The organism is Nonomuraea sp. B19D2, assembly GCF_040137845.1.
GTDB lineage: Bacteria > Actinomycetota > Actinomycetes > Streptosporangiales > Streptosporangiaceae > Nonomuraea.
Genome location: NZ_JBEFAK010000007.1, coordinates 174,142 through 187,468, shown reverse-complemented (window position 1 = coordinate 187,468; position 13,327 = coordinate 174,142). Strand labels below are relative to the sequence as shown.

The 13,327-nt window shown below is 67.4% G+C and carries 26 protein-coding genes; 1 reads left to right on the top strand and 25 read right to left on the bottom strand.

Features of this window, described 5'->3' with window-relative positions:
• Window positions 1-31: 31 nt before the first annotated feature.
• Genes ABN273_RS16020 through ABN273_RS16000 form a run of 5 tightly spaced genes read right to left on the bottom strand, consistent with a single transcriptional unit; the run spans window position 32 to window position 1,231 of the window.
• Window positions 32-250 (bottom strand): helix-turn-helix domain-containing protein, encoded by a 219-nt coding sequence (locus tag ABN273_RS16020; RefSeq protein ID WP_349449608.1) that lies wholly within the window; start codon window positions 248-250, stop codon window positions 32-34.
• On the bottom strand, window positions 247-465 hold the full coding sequence (locus ABN273_RS16015; protein WP_349449607.1) for a hypothetical protein: 219 nt from the start codon (window positions 463-465) through the stop codon (window positions 247-249). Before ABN273_RS16015 ends, ABN273_RS16020 begins: the two co-directional genes overlap by 4 nt.
• Window positions 465-713: a hypothetical protein gene (locus tag ABN273_RS16010; protein WP_349449606.1), complete on the bottom strand. Its 249-nt coding sequence runs from the start codon at window positions 711-713 to the stop codon at window positions 465-467. The genes ABN273_RS16015 and ABN273_RS16010 overlap by 1 nt, the downstream gene beginning before the upstream one ends.
• A 56-nt stretch (window positions 714-769) precedes the next feature.
• On the bottom strand, window positions 770-982 hold the full coding sequence (locus ABN273_RS16005) for a helix-turn-helix domain-containing protein (RefSeq protein ID WP_349449605.1): 213 nt from the start codon (window positions 980-982) through the stop codon (window positions 770-772).
• A gap of 15 nt (window positions 983-997) precedes the next feature.
• The gene (locus ABN273_RS16000; RefSeq protein WP_349449604.1) at window positions 998-1,231 is read right to left on the bottom strand and encodes a hypothetical protein; all 234 of its coding nucleotides are present in this window, start codon (window positions 1,229-1,231) and stop codon (window positions 998-1,000) included.
• A gap of 727 nt (window positions 1,232-1,958) precedes the next feature.
• Between ABN273_RS16000 and ABN273_RS15995 the strand changes: the two genes are divergently transcribed.
• Window positions 1,959-2,489 carry a hypothetical protein gene (locus ABN273_RS15995; RefSeq protein ID WP_349449603.1) on the top strand — a complete coding sequence of 177 codons (531 nt, stop codon included), beginning with the start codon at window positions 1,959-1,961 and terminating at the stop codon, window positions 2,487-2,489.
• A 1-nt stretch (window position 2,490) separates the two neighbouring features.
• Here the strand turns inward: ABN273_RS15995 and ABN273_RS15990 are convergent, their stop codons facing one another.
• The 20 genes from ABN273_RS15990 to ABN273_RS15895 form a co-directional block, all read right to left on the bottom strand.
• Window positions 2,491-2,916 carry a hypothetical protein gene (locus ABN273_RS15990; protein WP_349449602.1) on the bottom strand — a complete coding sequence of 142 codons (426 nt, stop codon included), beginning with the start codon at window positions 2,914-2,916 and terminating at the stop codon, window positions 2,491-2,493.
• Between the two features lie 486 nt (window positions 2,917-3,402).
• Window positions 3,403-4,134: a hypothetical protein gene (locus ABN273_RS15985; RefSeq protein ID WP_349449601.1), complete on the bottom strand. Its 732-nt coding sequence runs from the start codon at window positions 4,132-4,134 to the stop codon at window positions 3,403-3,405.
• Between the two features lie 76 nt (window positions 4,135-4,210).
• Window positions 4,211-4,909 carry a hypothetical protein gene (locus tag ABN273_RS15980; RefSeq protein WP_349449600.1) on the bottom strand — a complete coding sequence of 233 codons (699 nt, stop codon included), beginning with the start codon at window positions 4,907-4,909 and terminating at the stop codon, window positions 4,211-4,213.
• Between the two features lie 1,277 nt (window positions 4,910-6,186).
• Window positions 6,187-6,759, bottom strand: coding sequence for a hypothetical protein (locus ABN273_RS15975; protein WP_349449599.1), 573 nt, complete (start codon window positions 6,757-6,759; stop codon window positions 6,187-6,189).
• An 891-nt stretch (window positions 6,760-7,650) separates the two neighbouring features.
• Complete coding sequence (locus ABN273_RS59465) at window positions 7,651-8,187, bottom strand: J domain-containing protein (protein ID WP_502911039.1); 537 nt, start codon at window positions 8,185-8,187, stop codon at window positions 7,651-7,653.
• A 47-nt stretch (window positions 8,188-8,234) separates the two neighbouring features.
• Complete coding sequence (locus ABN273_RS15965) at window positions 8,235-8,525, bottom strand: hypothetical protein (RefSeq protein WP_349449598.1); 291 nt, start codon at window positions 8,523-8,525, stop codon at window positions 8,235-8,237.
• Window positions 8,522-8,809, bottom strand: coding sequence for a hypothetical protein (locus tag ABN273_RS15960; protein WP_349449597.1), 288 nt, complete (start codon window positions 8,807-8,809; stop codon window positions 8,522-8,524). The genes ABN273_RS15965 and ABN273_RS15960 overlap by 4 nt, the downstream gene beginning before the upstream one ends.
• The gene (locus ABN273_RS15955; RefSeq protein ID WP_349449596.1) at window positions 8,796-9,185 is read right to left on the bottom strand and encodes a hypothetical protein; all 390 of its coding nucleotides are present in this window, start codon (window positions 9,183-9,185) and stop codon (window positions 8,796-8,798) included. The genes ABN273_RS15960 and ABN273_RS15955 overlap by 14 nt, the downstream gene beginning before the upstream one ends.
• Entirely contained in the window at window positions 9,182-9,481 is a 300-nt protein-coding gene (locus ABN273_RS15950) for a hypothetical protein (protein ID WP_349449595.1), read from the bottom strand. Before ABN273_RS15950 ends, ABN273_RS15955 begins: the two co-directional genes overlap by 4 nt.
• Entirely contained in the window at window positions 9,478-9,795 is a 318-nt protein-coding gene (locus ABN273_RS15945) for a helix-turn-helix domain-containing protein (RefSeq protein ID WP_349449594.1), read from the bottom strand. The genes ABN273_RS15950 and ABN273_RS15945 overlap by 4 nt, the downstream gene beginning before the upstream one ends.
• Window positions 9,796-9,810: 15 nt before the next feature.
• Window positions 9,811-9,945, bottom strand: a complete 135-nt coding sequence (locus ABN273_RS15940) for a hypothetical protein (protein WP_349449593.1) — start codon at window positions 9,943-9,945, stop codon at window positions 9,811-9,813.
• A 159-nt stretch (window positions 9,946-10,104) separates the two neighbouring features.
• The gene (locus ABN273_RS15935; RefSeq protein WP_349449592.1) at window positions 10,105-10,284 is read right to left on the bottom strand and encodes a hypothetical protein; all 180 of its coding nucleotides are present in this window, start codon (window positions 10,282-10,284) and stop codon (window positions 10,105-10,107) included.
• Window positions 10,281-10,838 carry a hypothetical protein gene (locus tag ABN273_RS15930; RefSeq protein ID WP_349449591.1) on the bottom strand — a complete coding sequence of 186 codons (558 nt, stop codon included), beginning with the start codon at window positions 10,836-10,838 and terminating at the stop codon, window positions 10,281-10,283. The genes ABN273_RS15935 and ABN273_RS15930 overlap by 4 nt, the downstream gene beginning before the upstream one ends.
• The gene (locus tag ABN273_RS15925; protein WP_349449590.1) at window positions 10,835-11,101 is read right to left on the bottom strand and encodes a hypothetical protein; all 267 of its coding nucleotides are present in this window, start codon (window positions 11,099-11,101) and stop codon (window positions 10,835-10,837) included. Before ABN273_RS15925 ends, ABN273_RS15930 begins: the two co-directional genes overlap by 4 nt.
• Window positions 11,098-11,511: a hypothetical protein gene (locus ABN273_RS15920; RefSeq protein WP_349449589.1), complete on the bottom strand. Its 414-nt coding sequence runs from the start codon at window positions 11,509-11,511 to the stop codon at window positions 11,098-11,100. Before ABN273_RS15920 ends, ABN273_RS15925 begins: the two co-directional genes overlap by 4 nt.
• Window positions 11,508-11,894, bottom strand: coding sequence for a DUF6197 family protein (locus ABN273_RS15915; protein WP_349449587.1), 387 nt, complete (start codon window positions 11,892-11,894; stop codon window positions 11,508-11,510). The genes ABN273_RS15920 and ABN273_RS15915 overlap by 4 nt, the downstream gene beginning before the upstream one ends.
• Entirely contained in the window at window positions 11,891-12,265 is a 375-nt protein-coding gene (locus tag ABN273_RS15910; protein ID WP_349449586.1) for a DUF6197 family protein, read from the bottom strand. The genes ABN273_RS15915 and ABN273_RS15910 overlap by 4 nt, the downstream gene beginning before the upstream one ends.
• 5 nt (window positions 12,266-12,270) lie before the next feature.
• Window positions 12,271-12,630 carry a hypothetical protein gene (locus ABN273_RS15905; RefSeq protein WP_349449584.1) on the bottom strand — a complete coding sequence of 120 codons (360 nt, stop codon included), beginning with the start codon at window positions 12,628-12,630 and terminating at the stop codon, window positions 12,271-12,273.
• Complete coding sequence (locus ABN273_RS15900; protein ID WP_349449583.1) at window positions 12,627-12,905, bottom strand: hypothetical protein; 279 nt, start codon at window positions 12,903-12,905, stop codon at window positions 12,627-12,629. Before ABN273_RS15900 ends, ABN273_RS15905 begins: the two co-directional genes overlap by 4 nt.
• Window positions 12,902-13,297 (bottom strand): hypothetical protein, encoded by a 396-nt coding sequence (locus tag ABN273_RS15895; RefSeq protein ID WP_349449582.1) that lies wholly within the window; start codon window positions 13,295-13,297, stop codon window positions 12,902-12,904. The genes ABN273_RS15900 and ABN273_RS15895 overlap by 4 nt, the downstream gene beginning before the upstream one ends.
• Between the last annotated feature and the right edge of the window lie 30 nt (window positions 13,298-13,327).

Here is a 13,327-nt window from a genome sequence, read left to right as displayed (position 1 = left end):
GCCCCGCTCGGCTCGCGAACTAGCTCCGCGCTCACGCCTGCCGCTCCGGCTCGGCGTACCTGAGGTTGTGTGGGCTGGTGTGCGGCAGCCACCTTGTTTCGCCCGGCGCGATTCCGTACTCCTCGCGGAGGCGTCGCACTGTGCTAACGCTGACGCCCAGTACCCGGGCAATCGTGGGATCGTTGTGCCCGCGGCCTGCGAATCGCGCGGCGATCTCGGCCTGGTTGTCCGTCGAGATCGTGCGCTTCACGGCGCATCACCGCCCGCGGGCATCTCGGCTCGGGCGGATGCCTTGCCGGCTGCATGTCCCGCCTCGAACGACTTCAGCACCAGGTCGAGGACCAGGCGCACGTCTTGCGGATCCATCCCAGTCAGCGCGTTCAGCCGCCGCCGGTCCTGCGGTTCGATGTCGAGGCCCAGGCGGTCGAACACGCGCATGATGTTTCGGACGTTGCCCTCGCGCATCAGGCACCACGCTCGATCTTGCCGAGCTGGTCGCCGACGTACAGCAAGGCGTGGACGATCGCCGGGATCTGGTCGGCGATCAGTTCAGCGATCGCGTTGGGGGTGTCGCTTCGGTCGCCGTAGGTGTTCATGGCGGCGGCGAGCACATCGAGCGCTTCCTGCCGGTGGTCGTGAGCTTCGCTCATGATCGGTGATCTCTTTTCGCGAGGAGATTGGATCTCCGACGCTACCAGATGATCTATGGTCATAACGAAGATTATGACCATCTCTTATCGATCATGAACTAACCGGAGCGAAACGCCTTCTATGCGCTCGCGGCAGCCTTGCGCCGATTCCCGCCGCGCGGCCGCAGAGTCACACCCTCCTCCTCGAGGAGCCGGTGGACGAAACCGTACGAGCGGTTGATCGCCTCCGCGATCTCGCGGACGGACCCGCCGCCGGCGTACCTCTTGGCCACCGCCGCGGCCAGCGCCTGGCGCTCGGCGCCGACGATGCGCTTGTTCTTCATGACCTTCATGAGGGGACTCCTTGTTCAGGCGGCGCGGCCGAGCTGCGCGCGGAGCTCGTCGCGGGCTGCCGGGGTTAGGGGCACATCGTCGCCGCGCCAGATACAGCCCTCGATCGTGGCCAGGTCGTCGAAGTCGTACACGACCTCGCGGCCGGCCCGGCCCAGGACACGTGCGGAGTAGCGGCGCGCCCACTGGCGGATGGTGACGGCCTCGCGGTCGAGGCGCGTTGCGGCTTGGCGGGCAGTCGCTGGGTGCACGTCTCACCCCCACAACGGTCGCGTTCGTGGACGTACTAGGCGATTCCGGACACGCGAGCACGCGAGATCGACGCGTCATGGTCAACGCTCACGAGCGATCTCGCGTATCCGAATAGGGAGAGATAGACACAGAGTCGATCTTGTTAGAAACGCTCTCAGCGCTTCGCAAGAGTTTTCGCAGGTCAACACCCTGCAACCCTGCGACAGGCACAGATCACCTGTCCGCACGAAGTGTTACACACCACGCTGGCCAGCCGCAACGTCAGCGGAACCGCAAACACTCAACGCCGGGACGGCGCGGCCAGCACCTCCAACCACGTCACCGTCACCCGCGATCTCCCAGCTCCGCTTCATCCAAGCTCCACCCGACCTCCTTCGGACACCACCTGCGCGCCGCGTACGGCAGACGCACCATAGAAGCATGCCGCCCGCCCGACGACGCCTCGCCCGGTTCCTCCAGCGCCTCCTTGGCGAGCCCGAACCCCGCCGCGCCGCACGACCTCGGGCCCAAGCGCATCTTAGACACCCGTCGCCGTCACCGCGGTCTACCCGCCGAGCCGCCGAGCGCGCCCGCACCCGGCGCGACCAGGCCGAGCTGCAACGACTCCGAGACGAGCTAGCCGAACGCGACCAGGCCGGCAACCACGACCAACCTCGTCGTAGGCGAGCACGCGACGACTGCCCAGTCCTCTGGTGGACCGCAGTCGGCACACTCCTCGCTGGGCTGATGGCGATACCTGCGCTCGTCATCTCATTGAACGCGCTCAAGGTCAGCGAACAGCAAGCAGCGCAAGCGGCTCAGCAATTCGCGAACCGCATCACAGCGCTACCCACGTCGATTGTCAGGCCCGGGTACGAGGAAGACATAGTCACTATTCCGGGGACTGTCGACGACGACGGCATGATGCTCTTTCACGTCCGTCTCCGCAACACCAACAGCGTGCCGGTCGTCGTGGAGGGAGCCCTGTATGAGTCCGCGGACGGCGGGGACCCTTTTCTGGAGACCGACTTCCTGATCCTGAATCTCCCGGCATGCACGGAAGGAACTTTCGAAATGTCCGGTTCAGAACGCAAACTGCAGCATGCAGGGGTGCGGTTGTACACAAGGAACGCGCTCGATGGTCGCTACTGGACCGTCCCCGAACCTGGACAGCAGGCGCGTCCCGTCGAAGCGGCAGTGAACGCTTCCGCCAACAACAGCTCGATCCAAATGCATGGGAGGCCGAAACAGAGCAAGGTCATCTCCCCGTGCGTGTGACCTAACCTGCCTCCTCAGCGACCAGACCCCGCTCCTCCACCCCCGACACGTGCGCCCCGCAGCCGCCGCACACGAAATACCCCACGCTCCGGTCCCACCTGAGGTTCCGGTCTCCGCACCGGCACCGCGCCGGTGACCAACCCGGCGGCTCCTCACCCACCACGCTCCGCAGACGCTCCTCCCAACGAAGCGCCCACTCCACCAAATGCATCGGCGCGCCCGGCCTCAGCTCGGCCTCCACCACAAGCCCGTCCACCGCCAACACCGCGTCCAGGTGATCCACCAGCCACGCCACCGCCCGCGACCTCGCCACCGCACCCCGAGCACCCGACAGACGCGGCGGAAACCCGAGCACCGCCCGCGCCTGATCCTCGAACCACAGCAGCTCCCCCACCAGCTCGTCCAGCAGCTCCGCATCCGGCGACACCGCAGGCTTAGGCCGCGAACCCGACACGCGCGACCAGCGTGACGCCGGACGAAGACCATCTCCCCGCGCGCCGACGACCGACGCCAGCGAATCCACCTCCAACAACGCCCGCCGACACGTAGCACAACACCGACCACACACCAACGGCTCCCCCGGCCGCCACCTCACCTCAGGCTCCACCGGCTCCGCAGGCGGCTCCCCCTCCGCACCCTCCCGAACCCACCGATCCACCGCATCCGCATGAGCCTCCCGCGCCTCCAAGAACGCAGCCCACGCGCTCCGCGACCCCTCGTTGCACGGCCCCACACACGCTTGACCAGCCACCACACACCACCTCCCGAGACGACCCACCACAGTACAAGATCAACTCCTTTCCGATGCAACCAAGCCGAAGAGGGACTTCTTGAACTGTTCAGAAGTGGTCCGACGCGCGCGAAAAACCCGCGCGGCTGGCTGCCGCGCGGGTCTCGTGTGATCTCGTGCGCGCTAACCGCGCGACGGTCGCTTAGTCGTCTGCTTCGTGAGTACCTCGCGGTACTTCCGCGCGCTCTCGCGCTTCGCCGCGATCAGGTGGACCGCGCCGACGCGCGCAAGCATGCGCATCTCGTCTAGCGCGTCTAGCAGCACGATGGCGTACGTTGCGCGCTCCAGCGCTTCGCCAGTCGCGCCGCCCTTCGCCTTGTACGCCCCGTGAAGGGCCGCGTTGTAGTCGGCTTGCGGGAAGTACACGGCGACGTCGCCTTGCGCGTCGATGTCCACGAGCACGGGCATCACGACCTTGCACAGCGCAAGCGTGGCGGCGATCTCCACGCAAGCGGCGCGTGTGGCCGTCAGAACCTTGTCCCCTACCGGCGTCGGCTCGCCCTGCTTGTGCATGTGGGCGATCTCGACGCGCGCAAGGGTGCGGCCGTTTGGTCCGCCGAGGACGTAGGCGGCTTCCAGCGCTTCGCGGTCGGTGCCGTTGACCCACCATTCGCCGTACATGTCCACGCGGGGGCCGTGGTAGGTCACCGTCGTGCCCACGGGCAGGTACGCGAGCAACGCTCTCTGGCTGGCCTTGCTCGCCTGCCACGTGGCGGTCTGGAGCTTGTTGGACACGTCGCACGGCTGTTCGTGCTTGCACACTCCGCAGGTGTTGCGGTGCTCCAGGTAGGCGCGGGATGCCTTGCGCGCGGCGGTGGCGGCGGCTACTGCGGCGGTGCGAAGCTGGTCGGACATGATCTCTCCCATGTGGCGTTTGGGCTGGTGATAGGGGCCGCGCGCCCCTGCCCCGATCAGGGGCGCGCGGGTTGTGCTACTTGGCGTCGCTGGCCTGCTCGGTGGCCTGCTCGTCGTCAGCGGGCGGCGTGAGCTTCGCATTCGCCCATGCGAGCGTCAGAGCGTCCACATCCGCACCTGCCGCGATGGCCTTGCGCCACGCGGGCGCGGTGTCGAGGTCAAGGTTTGCGAGCGTGGCCGCGTCCGTGACCGACTTCTTGATCACGCGCTCACGTTCGGCCTTGACCTTCTCGGCTGCCTTGACCTCCGCAGCCTTGGACAGGGCTTCGGCCTCCGTGATCGGGTCCTTGGCCTTGGCCAGGGCGGACAGGTCCGATGCGCCCGGTGCCCACGTGGCAAGCACGTGATCCGGGGTGATGCCCAGCAGGCCACAACCGCGCGCGATGCGGTCGGCCGCTCCGGCGCGGGCGGGCACGTAGTACCACGCCGCGCGCTCCTCGTCGGTCGGCTTCGGCGTGGCCGACGCGTACACGGCAGGCGTCGGGCCGCTGTAGAGCGTGCCCCCGGTGGAACGGATGGCGACGACTTCGGCGATCGTCAGCCGCGCACCGGTGAGGCGGTAGGCCAGGGCAAACGGGTTGTTGCTGGTGTGCCCGTCAATGGCGCGCTGAAGGTCGGCAATCGCGTCCGCCAACAGCTCGGCGGGAGTGGGGGTCGGCGCGTCGTCGGTGGCGGCGGTGGCGGAGCTGGTCTTGCCGGTAGCCTTGGTAGCCATGATCTTGCTGTCCTTTCGGTAGGGGTGCCCCCGCTCAGTTGAGCGGGGGCGGGTGGGGTTACTACTCGGAATGTCCGTCAGCGTTGCCGCTTACGGAATCGGCCGCGTCAGCGTGCGTCTTGCGTCGCCGCGCGTACCACCAGAGCAGTAAGGCTGCGAGCGCGAGCGCTCCGCCGACGATCAGCCAGCGCACGAACCACGACGCGGGGGCGTCATTGGCTGCAGTGTCGGCGTGGATCGCAGCGCCAGGGTTGCCCCCGGTGGGGGCGTCGCTCGGCGTCTGGGACGGGCGGCGCGTGCTGGATGCGCTCTTGGTGGGCGTAGCCGTGGCAGTCGCGTTCGTGCCGTCCCTGCCGGGCGTGCCAGGGTTGCCCTGCGCGCCAGTAGGGCCGACCGGACCGGGAGATCCTGCGGGACCGGTCGGGCCAGCCTCACCCTGGAGCCCCTGCGGACCCTGAGGGCCTGCCGGACCCTGCGGACCGGGCTCACCCTTCGAGCCCTGCGGACCCTGGTCACCTTTGGGACCCTGCGGTCCGGGCGAACCGTCCGGACCCTGGGAGCCCTGGGGGCCAGTAGGACCGGGGATGCCCTGCGGACCCTGAGAGCCCGCCGGACCCTGGGGACCTGCCGGACCCTGCGGGCCGATGATGCACTGCACCGGCGGTTCTGTCGTCGGGCACACGGTCGGCGGGTCGGCGATCATGGCGGGGATTCCGAGCAAGTCGGGTGCCGCCCTTCCTGCTGCGATGACCAGCGCGGCAGCGAGTGAGGAGCTTGCTAGCGCGCCCCCTGCTGCCCTGGTCAGTGATCGAATCTGCATGATCGGAAGACTGTTATACGCACAACATGGTGTCAAGTGGTTGTTATCGACACGTTGAAAATATTCAGAATCTCTGTATGAGAATCATGGCTAGATAACTTCACTAGCCTTGCTAATAGTTAGCTAGAGCAACGGTATGCGCCACGGCGAAGCACACCGCCACCGACTTTCCGGCCCGCCGCCGGCAAGGTCCGGCTCTGGCTTGTTGTGGGGGGTCGTGTTGGCGCTGGTCGGTGTGCTGTGGTCGCGCGTGAGAGCTTCTGGTGTTGGTGTCGTCTCTGTGTTCTGGTGTGGTGGTGTTGGTGCGTCTGTGTGGACTATGACGTGTCTTTTGACGGTGTTCTGGTCTGTGTGTCCGCTGGTGTGTGCTGGTGGTGCGCATGCGAAAACCCGTCATCGACGGCCAGGTGGTGTCTGGCGCGGTGTGTCGGTGACGGGTTTCGGGGTCGTGCTGTGGTCAGACCTGGTCGGCGCGGAGGTTGCTGCCGGCGGCGTGGTCGCGTAGCAGGCGTTCCAGTCGTTGCGCGTCCTGGATGAGGTCTGCGATCTGATCCGCTTCCGCGAGGAGTTGCTCGGGGGTGTTGGTGTCGTCGAGGTTGTGCCTGTAGGGGCTGGTCTCGTCGTCGGAGTACGGGTACTCATCAGCGCCGAAGGTGTGAGCGAGTTCTGCGCGTAGCGCTTGGCGTTCCTGGGCAGTGACCAGGTTCTGCCAGTCGTCGCGAATCTTGAGCGCGAGTTCCCATTGTCCGGGCCACGGCTCGGAGTCTCCCAGCTTCCAGTCTTCGTCGAAGAGGTCCCGTGCTGGTTGTGAGAGTGCCTTGCGGAAGGCAGCGAACTCGTGCACCTCGTCGGCGTTCGGGTACGAGTCTGCGAGCCGTTCTATGAAGGGATCGCCGGCCTTCTCGGCAGCGGCCAGGCGGGGGGCGCGCTCGGTGAGCCATGCCCAGTACTTATCTGCCTCGTGGGTGGGGCAGGGACCGAGGCGCACTTCTGATGGGGCGTCGCAGTTGCAGTCGATGTCGGTGGTCACGTGGTCATTCTCCCGCGATGCGGTCGGCTGCGCAGGCTCTGCAGGGTTCGGGCATGAAGGGGTGGGTCGGGCACATGCGGCCTACGCCGCGGTGGTCGCGGGGTAGTGGGGGCAGGTAGCGGGTGGGGTCGGCGCGGAGCGCTCTTTGGATGTACCGGTGGGGGTTCTTCACTGTGCCTCGGGCGCGGCCGAGGATGTCGTGCCTGATGCGTGCGGCTAGCTCGTCTGTGATGGGCTGCGCGGCGAGCGGAGCGAGTTCGCGCTTGACCATCTCGTCGACGTCGGAAAAGTCCTGTCCGTCTGTCAGGTCGTCGTCGTGGTCGCGCGGGGGGTACGGCGGGATAGATGACTGACTAGAGATGTCTACGTGGGATGGGATGGGGTGGGATGGGATTGGGGCAGCGTCTCCAGACTCGTCTCGCGACGCATCTTGAGACGCGTCTCGCTGAGGCTCATTATCCTGCCTCTTCCGGTCAAGCCACCGCTCCTGACGTGCACGTTTGTTCGCGCGATCCTCACGAATCTTGATCGCGGAAGCTTGATATTCGAGGTAGTCGTGAATCTGCCAACCCTCATTGGTTTTAGACCACAAACCAGCGTCGCAAAGCTCACGCGCATACCGTCTCGGACTGCTCACATCGCTCACATACGTGATCTCATGAGTCCGGATCGCGCCGTCCGTCAGGTTGGCGTTCGCCCAGCACAACGCGCTCACGTACAGCCGGAACGCCTTGTCTGACAGCGGCCGTACCTTCCGGTGCATGGGGAACTGATCATCGACACGAACCCACGGCATCGAGCGCCGCCCTTCCCTTCCTGAACACGAAGCGGGGACCCGCCCACCGAGGGAAGTGGTCGAGTCCCCACCGTATGCGGTACCGCTTACGAATGTCATCCAGGCCGTGGCCTGCGCCCGGTCAGGTCGTAGGCTTGCCGCCGGCGCGGGTCGGATAACACGTCGTACGCTTCGGTCACCTCCTTGAATCGCTCGGCCGCCGCAGTGTCGCCCGGGTGCAGGTCGGGGTGGAGCTGGCGGGCCAGACGCCGGTACGCCTTCTTGATCTCCTCCTGGGTGGCGGCGCGCCCGACGCCGAGCCGTTCGTACAGCTCGCCGGTGCGCGGGTGTGGCCGAGGTGGTGGAGGTGTACGCGGAGGCGGGTCCGCCCGACGTCGACGCACCGGGCCTTTGCACGTCGCGAGGTGCGGCATCATCAGCTTCTCATGCGGGAGCAGCGGCCAGTCCTTAGTCACGCGCCTCGACCTGAGTATGCCGTGGACGTCGCGCCACACCGCCGTGTTGCCATCCGGGTCAGGGGCGACGTTGACGGCGAGCGGCCGGCCCGCCTCCGTTGTCGTCCACCGAACGGTCAGGCCGCAGCCCGGTCGGGCGCGTGTGCCGCACCGGCCCAGGTCAGCGCGTGAGAACACAGTCGGCTACACCTCCACCTGGACCAGATGGCGCAGGACGCAGCCCATCAGCTGGCCTTCCGCCCGCCGCGGCGGCGCGTCTCGCGCTCGTCCAGGTAGTTGCGGCCAGCGTGCGTGAGCCGCACCTTCCACACGCCGAACTCGGGGTGCTCAACGGCGATCAGCTTGTACTTGGACGGGACGCGGAACGTCTCCCGGTTGGCTGCGTAGTCGGTGCCGTCGAGCTGTTGGCGGCCGTTCTTGCCCTGGCGGAACAGCACGCCCTGCCCGTGGTCGTGCTCGGCGATTTGTGCCAGCAGGCGGATGGAGGCTCGCTTGAGCAGTTGAGGGGCGGTCACGGGTGGTCCTTCCGGATGCGGTCGATCAGGGATTGCAGGTTGGGGGTGAGCGCGGCGCCGGGCGGGGCCAGCACGTCGAGGACGAGCGCGACAGCGCGCTCTCGCTCGTCTGCGCGCACCCTGGCCACCGCGGGCGCGGGGATGACCAGCAGGTTGTTGGCCTTCAGCGCCGCCAGGACGTCCCGGGCGAGGTTGCGTCGGGCACTGAACTTCAGCCAGTCGCTGGTCTTGGCCAGCGACGGCCCGACCGCTTTGTAGATCACGGTCTCGTCAAAGCTCATCATCGTCGGGGGTTTCCTCGGGGTGTTCTTCCTGCTCCAGGAACCGCTTCTTGGGCAGTAGGGCGATGCCGTACTCGTCGCCGCGTCGGCCGCGCCGCATCTTGGGGATCCAGGTGGCTTCGACGACACCGTGGTCGATGAGCGTGCCGCGCACGACCGGCATCAGGTCCTCGACTGCCATGGGGAATCGGCGAATTCCGTGGACCTCGGCCCATGTGACGTACTTGCCGTACCCGATGGCGGTCTTGGTCTTGACCAGGCGTAGCCGCGCCTCGAACGGCTTGGGGTGGTCCCAGCGAACTTCGATGTCGTCGGACACCAGGCCGGGGTCCCGGATGAGGCTGCCGTGCTGGTCGAACGGCACCTTGCCGTCGATCACGGGTGTTCCTCCTTGTCGTCGAGGTCGTCGGGGCCGCGCTCGAGTAACTGGCGGGCCAGCGCGGCGCCGCGCGCCGTGGTGGCGGTGTTGTCCCGGATGGGCGTGGAGATCCACGGGCTTCTTCGGCCAGCGTTGGTGAGCCGCCAGCCGTGGCCGTGCATGTCTGTGACGACTTCTGCCGCGAACGCATGTGGGTCAGGCCGCTCCTCAGGCGGGAGCTGGTCCCGCTCGTACACACGGCGCGCGAGCTTCGCCACGGCCTCCGCGATCGCACGTCGCTGCGCCGCAACGTTCATCGCGGCCTCCGTCGACGGGGCTGCGCGTTGATCAGCCCGTGGTGCACCGCGGCGGCAAGGTAACGCTGTACCGACCGCGTGCTCTTGCCGAGCATGGTCGCGATCTCCTCGCGTGTCTGGCCTTCGGCGGTGAAGCGGGCGGCCTGCCGCACCAGTTGCCAGCCGTACCTGGTGGTCGGCAGCCACAGCGGCTCAAGCTCGTCCAGTGGTTCGAGGACGGCGATCCCGGCCTTGTTGAGCGCGGCCAGCACCTCGTCCGGGTTTCCGCCTCGGTCGAGTACCTCGCCTATGACATCGGCTGCGGTGACGGACATGGGTCCTCCTGCTGGTCAGGTCGTGCTTTGGGCGGCGCGGAGGGCGAGCATCCGCGCGGCTGCCACGTCGTCGGGGGTGACCGGGCCTTCCAGAACGGCGAGCAGGGTGGTGCCGTCGAGGGACCAGATCGCGGTCCGGCGCATGAGCATCTTTTGTCTGCGGTTCCGCTTACGCTTTGCGCTTTGCACGTCGGCGGGTGTATTCACGGGGTTGTTCCTGGGGGTCCGGGAGTGGGAGTTGGTAGCCGACGACTTCGCCGTCCACGACCACGGGTTCGCCGAGCTCGTCGTCGAAGTTGGGCTGGTCCATCAGTCCTTGGGCTCGTCGTCGCGGGTGACGCCCATGAGCCGGTAGTACGGGACGAGCACGAAGAGGATCATGCCGACGATGAAGACGATCACGCCGACCGGCTTGTGGCCGAGGTAGATACGCCACGAGGAGGCGACGATCACGGCCAAGACGGCGAGCAGGGCGAACAGGCGCGTCATGCTGCCACCGCCTCAGGCCATGTCACCGCGCTGAGGGCCCGGCGGTGTGTCTGCGGCATGGTGACGATCGGATGGCCGAGGTGGTCGGAGCCGAGCGCGGCCAGCACTGCGGCGTCACACATGTCGCTGTTGCCCTTGGTCACGTACATGGGCAGGCGTTTGGCCACGGCGTCTTTGACCTCGTCCTTGGGGGCGTTGCCGCGCCCGGTCGCGTACATCTTCAGCGTGGCCTGCGGCACCTCGACGACGGGGATGCGGATCCGGTGGATCAGCGCGTCCACGATGAGGTAGTACAGGTATGCCCGCTCCCCGGCGCCGCCTGCGCCCGCCTTGCCTCGGGCGAGGACGAACTTCTCGATGAGCACCAGGCCAGCCGTGTCGATGTGGAGCAGGATCTCGTCGGCCAGTTCACGGAGGATCTCGGTACGAAGGTTGATCGGCAGCGTGGTGACGTCGGCGCGGCCTACCTTCAGGCAGTGGCCGGTGTTGTAGGCGATGCCCGTGCTGGTCAGAGACAGATCTACGCCAGCGACCCGGGGTCGGGTTGAGGTCATTCGTCGTCCTTCGGTTGGATCTTGTGGAGGTCGTGGTCGCGCACGAAGTCCAGCCAGAGCGGCAGGCCAGCAGAGCCGCGGACAGCGTCCGGTGTGTGCGTCCAGGCCCGCTTGTCGCGGCGGGCGCGGGCACGGCGCTGGTCCTCGCGATGTGAGGACCAGGCGAACCAGAACACCCCGGCCGCGGCCAGCACCGTCAAGGTGCCGACCACGGCCAGGATGTCCCAGGCCACGTCCGCAGCCGTGCTGATCAGGTCGATCACGGCAGCGGCTGAGCCTCCGCCGCTGGCTGGTCCAGTTCGGCCAGTTCGGACAGTTCGGCGGGCTGGTCGAGCTCGTCGAGACGAGCGCGGAGCCGCGCCTGGTCGGCGTGCGCGGCGCGAAGGTCCTCCTCCGCGCGATACAGCCGCTCGGCCGTCTCGGCGTGCCCCCGTACAGCTGTGCGCGCGGTCTGTAGGGCGTGCTCGTACTGCTGCTCCAGCATCTCGGTCCGCCGGGCGCTGTCACGGCGGCCGCCATCGGCACCGACGACCACCCCCAGCAGCGCGCCCACGATCCAGACCACCAGCGCCGTGATGAACGAGAACACGCCCGCATTGACGAACGACAACACGGTCAGGCCGACTACGAGGCCGAGGCCGAATGCCTTCTGCCACGCGGGACGGTTCTTCACTGAGCAGCCTCGCTGCCTTCGAGCGCGGCCAGGACGTCGTCGAAGGTGCGGCCTTCGTCGTCGTTCCAATCCATGAGCCAGTCCTTCGAGGGCTGGACATTCGACGGTTTGCGGCCCAGCGCGGCGGCGAGCTCGTCGATCGCGTCATCGGCCGCCGCGAACTGGTCAGCGAGATCGGGGTTTGCCTCCTGCATCCGCGGCCTGCTGCCGAGGCTCAAGGCCAGCGGCGGCAGACCTACGGCCTGGCCGATCGCCTCGACGAGGCACAGCGAGCAGCGCCCAGGGTTTCCCGAGTCGGCGAGGTAGTCGTCCTTGATCCAGCCGCACTGGCGCAGGATCTCTGCCGTGTTGCGGCGGATCGTATCCGTGTCGAGCGTGGTCACTGGGCTGCCTCACCTTCGAGCACGGCCAGGACCTCGTCCAGCGTGCGGCCTTTGCGGTCGTTCCAGTTCGTCAGGTGGGCACGCTGCGTCATGCCGCAGCCCGGGTCCCAGCCGAGCCCCACCGCGATCTCGTTCATGAGGTCTTGGGCGGCGTCCCACTTGGGCAGCAGTCGGACGTCCGGGCACTTCGTGCGGCCGAGCGTGGCCGGTGGCAGGCCCACGGCGCGACCGATCGCCTCGACCATGCACACCGGGCGACGGGAGCGGAGGCGGACGGAGCCCTTGGCGATGTAGTTGCCCTGGTGCCAGCCGAGCCGGCGCAGGGTGGTGGCGGCGTCCCGGCGGATGGTGGCGCGGTCGAGTTCGGTCATGGTTGTCACGGGGTGATCTCCGATTCGATGCTGAGGATGTTCGGGTAGGAGGAGGTCACGGGGACGCGCCAGCCGTTGACCTTGACGCGGTAGGTGCGGCCCTCCTTCAGCTCGCCGTAGAGGGTGGAGGAGCTGAACTTGAGGGACAGCCAGGCGTCGGTGTTCTCGTACACGTCGCCGTCGCGGTCCCAGACGAGGTAGCGGCATGACCCGGAGTTGTCGCAGACCCGCCCTTTGTCGGCGACCGTGATCGTCTCGATCCGTCCTGTGCTGAGCTTGATCACGCCGATGATGAGCGCGACTAGCACCAGGACCACCAGAACGGCACAGCCCCACAGGCCGGTGTTGTCGTTGTAGCGGCTCATTCGTCGTCTCCAGACACGGGCACCCCGGCCCAGCTCAGGTCCTCCTCGGTGCACTGGGCGAGTTCGACGACCTCGCCGGTCTTGCCGTCGATCGCCTCCTGCGCGTAGCGCTGGAACTCGTGCATCGCGTACGGCAGCGGCAACGGCCGGTCCGGGCAGACGGGCGTGTCGTCCACGACGACGTACCAGTAAGGGCCTTGCCAGGTGTCGTAGTCGATCACGGTCAGGTCGGCGCGGCCGTCCGGGTTGATGGTCAGCATGGGCTTGCTGGTCATGCGGCCGGGGCCTCCGGGAGCCGGGCCGGCTGGGCGAGATTGGGAAGGAGCGCAGCTTTGCAGGCGTCACCGGCCGGGACCTGCTGGCCGTCCACCTCGTGGTAGTAGCCGAAGCCCACCCGCCAGATCGCCTGACGACCGCATCCGCACATGATCTGCTCCGGGCTGGGCAGGCCTGTGGGAGTGCGGCGCTGCTCGCCGACGCGGATGAACCAGTCGAGCTGCCGCGCGCGGTCCTTCAGCACGGCGATCTCTTGGTCGGCTGCGGTGCGCACCTGGTCCATACGGGCGTGCAGCTCGTCCCGCTTCTCCATGAGCATCTTGAGCGTGTCATCGGTGATGGCCGGTTCGAGGCCGAGCGGGTCGGCGGGGCTGATGCCGTCGCTGGTCATGAAGGGTTCGTCCTTCCGGGAAGGGTTGAG

Coding starts and splice junctions, on each gene's coding strand:
- ABN273_RS15930 (WP_349449591.1), bottom strand. CDS start 10,838: ATGACCTCAACCCGACCCCGGGTCGCTGGCGTAGATCTGTCTCTGACC.
- ABN273_RS16005 (WP_349449605.1), bottom strand. CDS start 982: ATGAAGGTCATGAAGAACAAGCGCATCGTCGGCGCCGAGCGCCAGGCG.
- ABN273_RS15980 (WP_349449600.1), bottom strand. CDS start 4,909: ATGGCTACCAAGGCTACCGGCAAGACCAGCTCCGCCACCGCCGCCACC.
- ABN273_RS16010 (WP_349449606.1), bottom strand. CDS start 713: ATGACCATAGATCATCTGGTAGCGTCGGAGATCCAATCTCCTCGCGAA.
- ABN273_RS16015 (WP_349449607.1), bottom strand. CDS start 465: ATGCGCGAGGGCAACGTCCGAAACATCATGCGCGTGTTCGACCGCCTG.
- ABN273_RS15950 (WP_349449595.1), bottom strand. CDS start 9,481: ATGAACGTTGCGGCGCAGCGACGTGCGATCGCGGAGGCCGTGGCGAAG.
- ABN273_RS15910 (WP_349449586.1), bottom strand. CDS start 12,265: ATGACCGAACTCGACCGCGCCACCATCCGCCGGGACGCCGCCACCACC.
- ABN273_RS15960 (WP_349449597.1), bottom strand. CDS start 8,809: ATGATGAGCTTTGACGAGACCGTGATCTACAAAGCGGTCGGGCCGTCG.
- ABN273_RS15985 (WP_349449601.1), bottom strand. CDS start 4,134: ATGTCCGACCAGCTTCGCACCGCCGCAGTAGCCGCCGCCACCGCCGCG.
- ABN273_RS15900 (WP_349449583.1), bottom strand. CDS start 12,905: ATGACCAGCAAGCCCATGCTGACCATCAACCCGGACGGCCGCGCCGAC.
- ABN273_RS15995 (WP_349449603.1), top strand. CDS start 1,959: ATGGCGATACCTGCGCTCGTCATCTCATTGAACGCGCTCAAGGTCAGC.
- ABN273_RS15935 (WP_349449592.1), bottom strand. CDS start 10,284: ATGACGCGCCTGTTCGCCCTGCTCGCCGTCTTGGCCGTGATCGTCGCC.
- ABN273_RS15945 (WP_349449594.1), bottom strand. CDS start 9,795: ATGTCCGTCACCGCAGCCGATGTCATAGGCGAGGTACTCGACCGAGGC.
- ABN273_RS15940 (WP_349449593.1), bottom strand. CDS start 9,945: ATGCTCATGCGCCGGACCGCGATCTGGTCCCTCGACGGCACCACCCTG.
- ABN273_RS15905 (WP_349449584.1), bottom strand. CDS start 12,630: ATGAGCCGCTACAACGACAACACCGGCCTGTGGGGCTGTGCCGTTCTG.
- ABN273_RS15895 (WP_349449582.1), bottom strand. CDS start 13,297: ATGACCAGCGACGGCATCAGCCCCGCCGACCCGCTCGGCCTCGAACCG.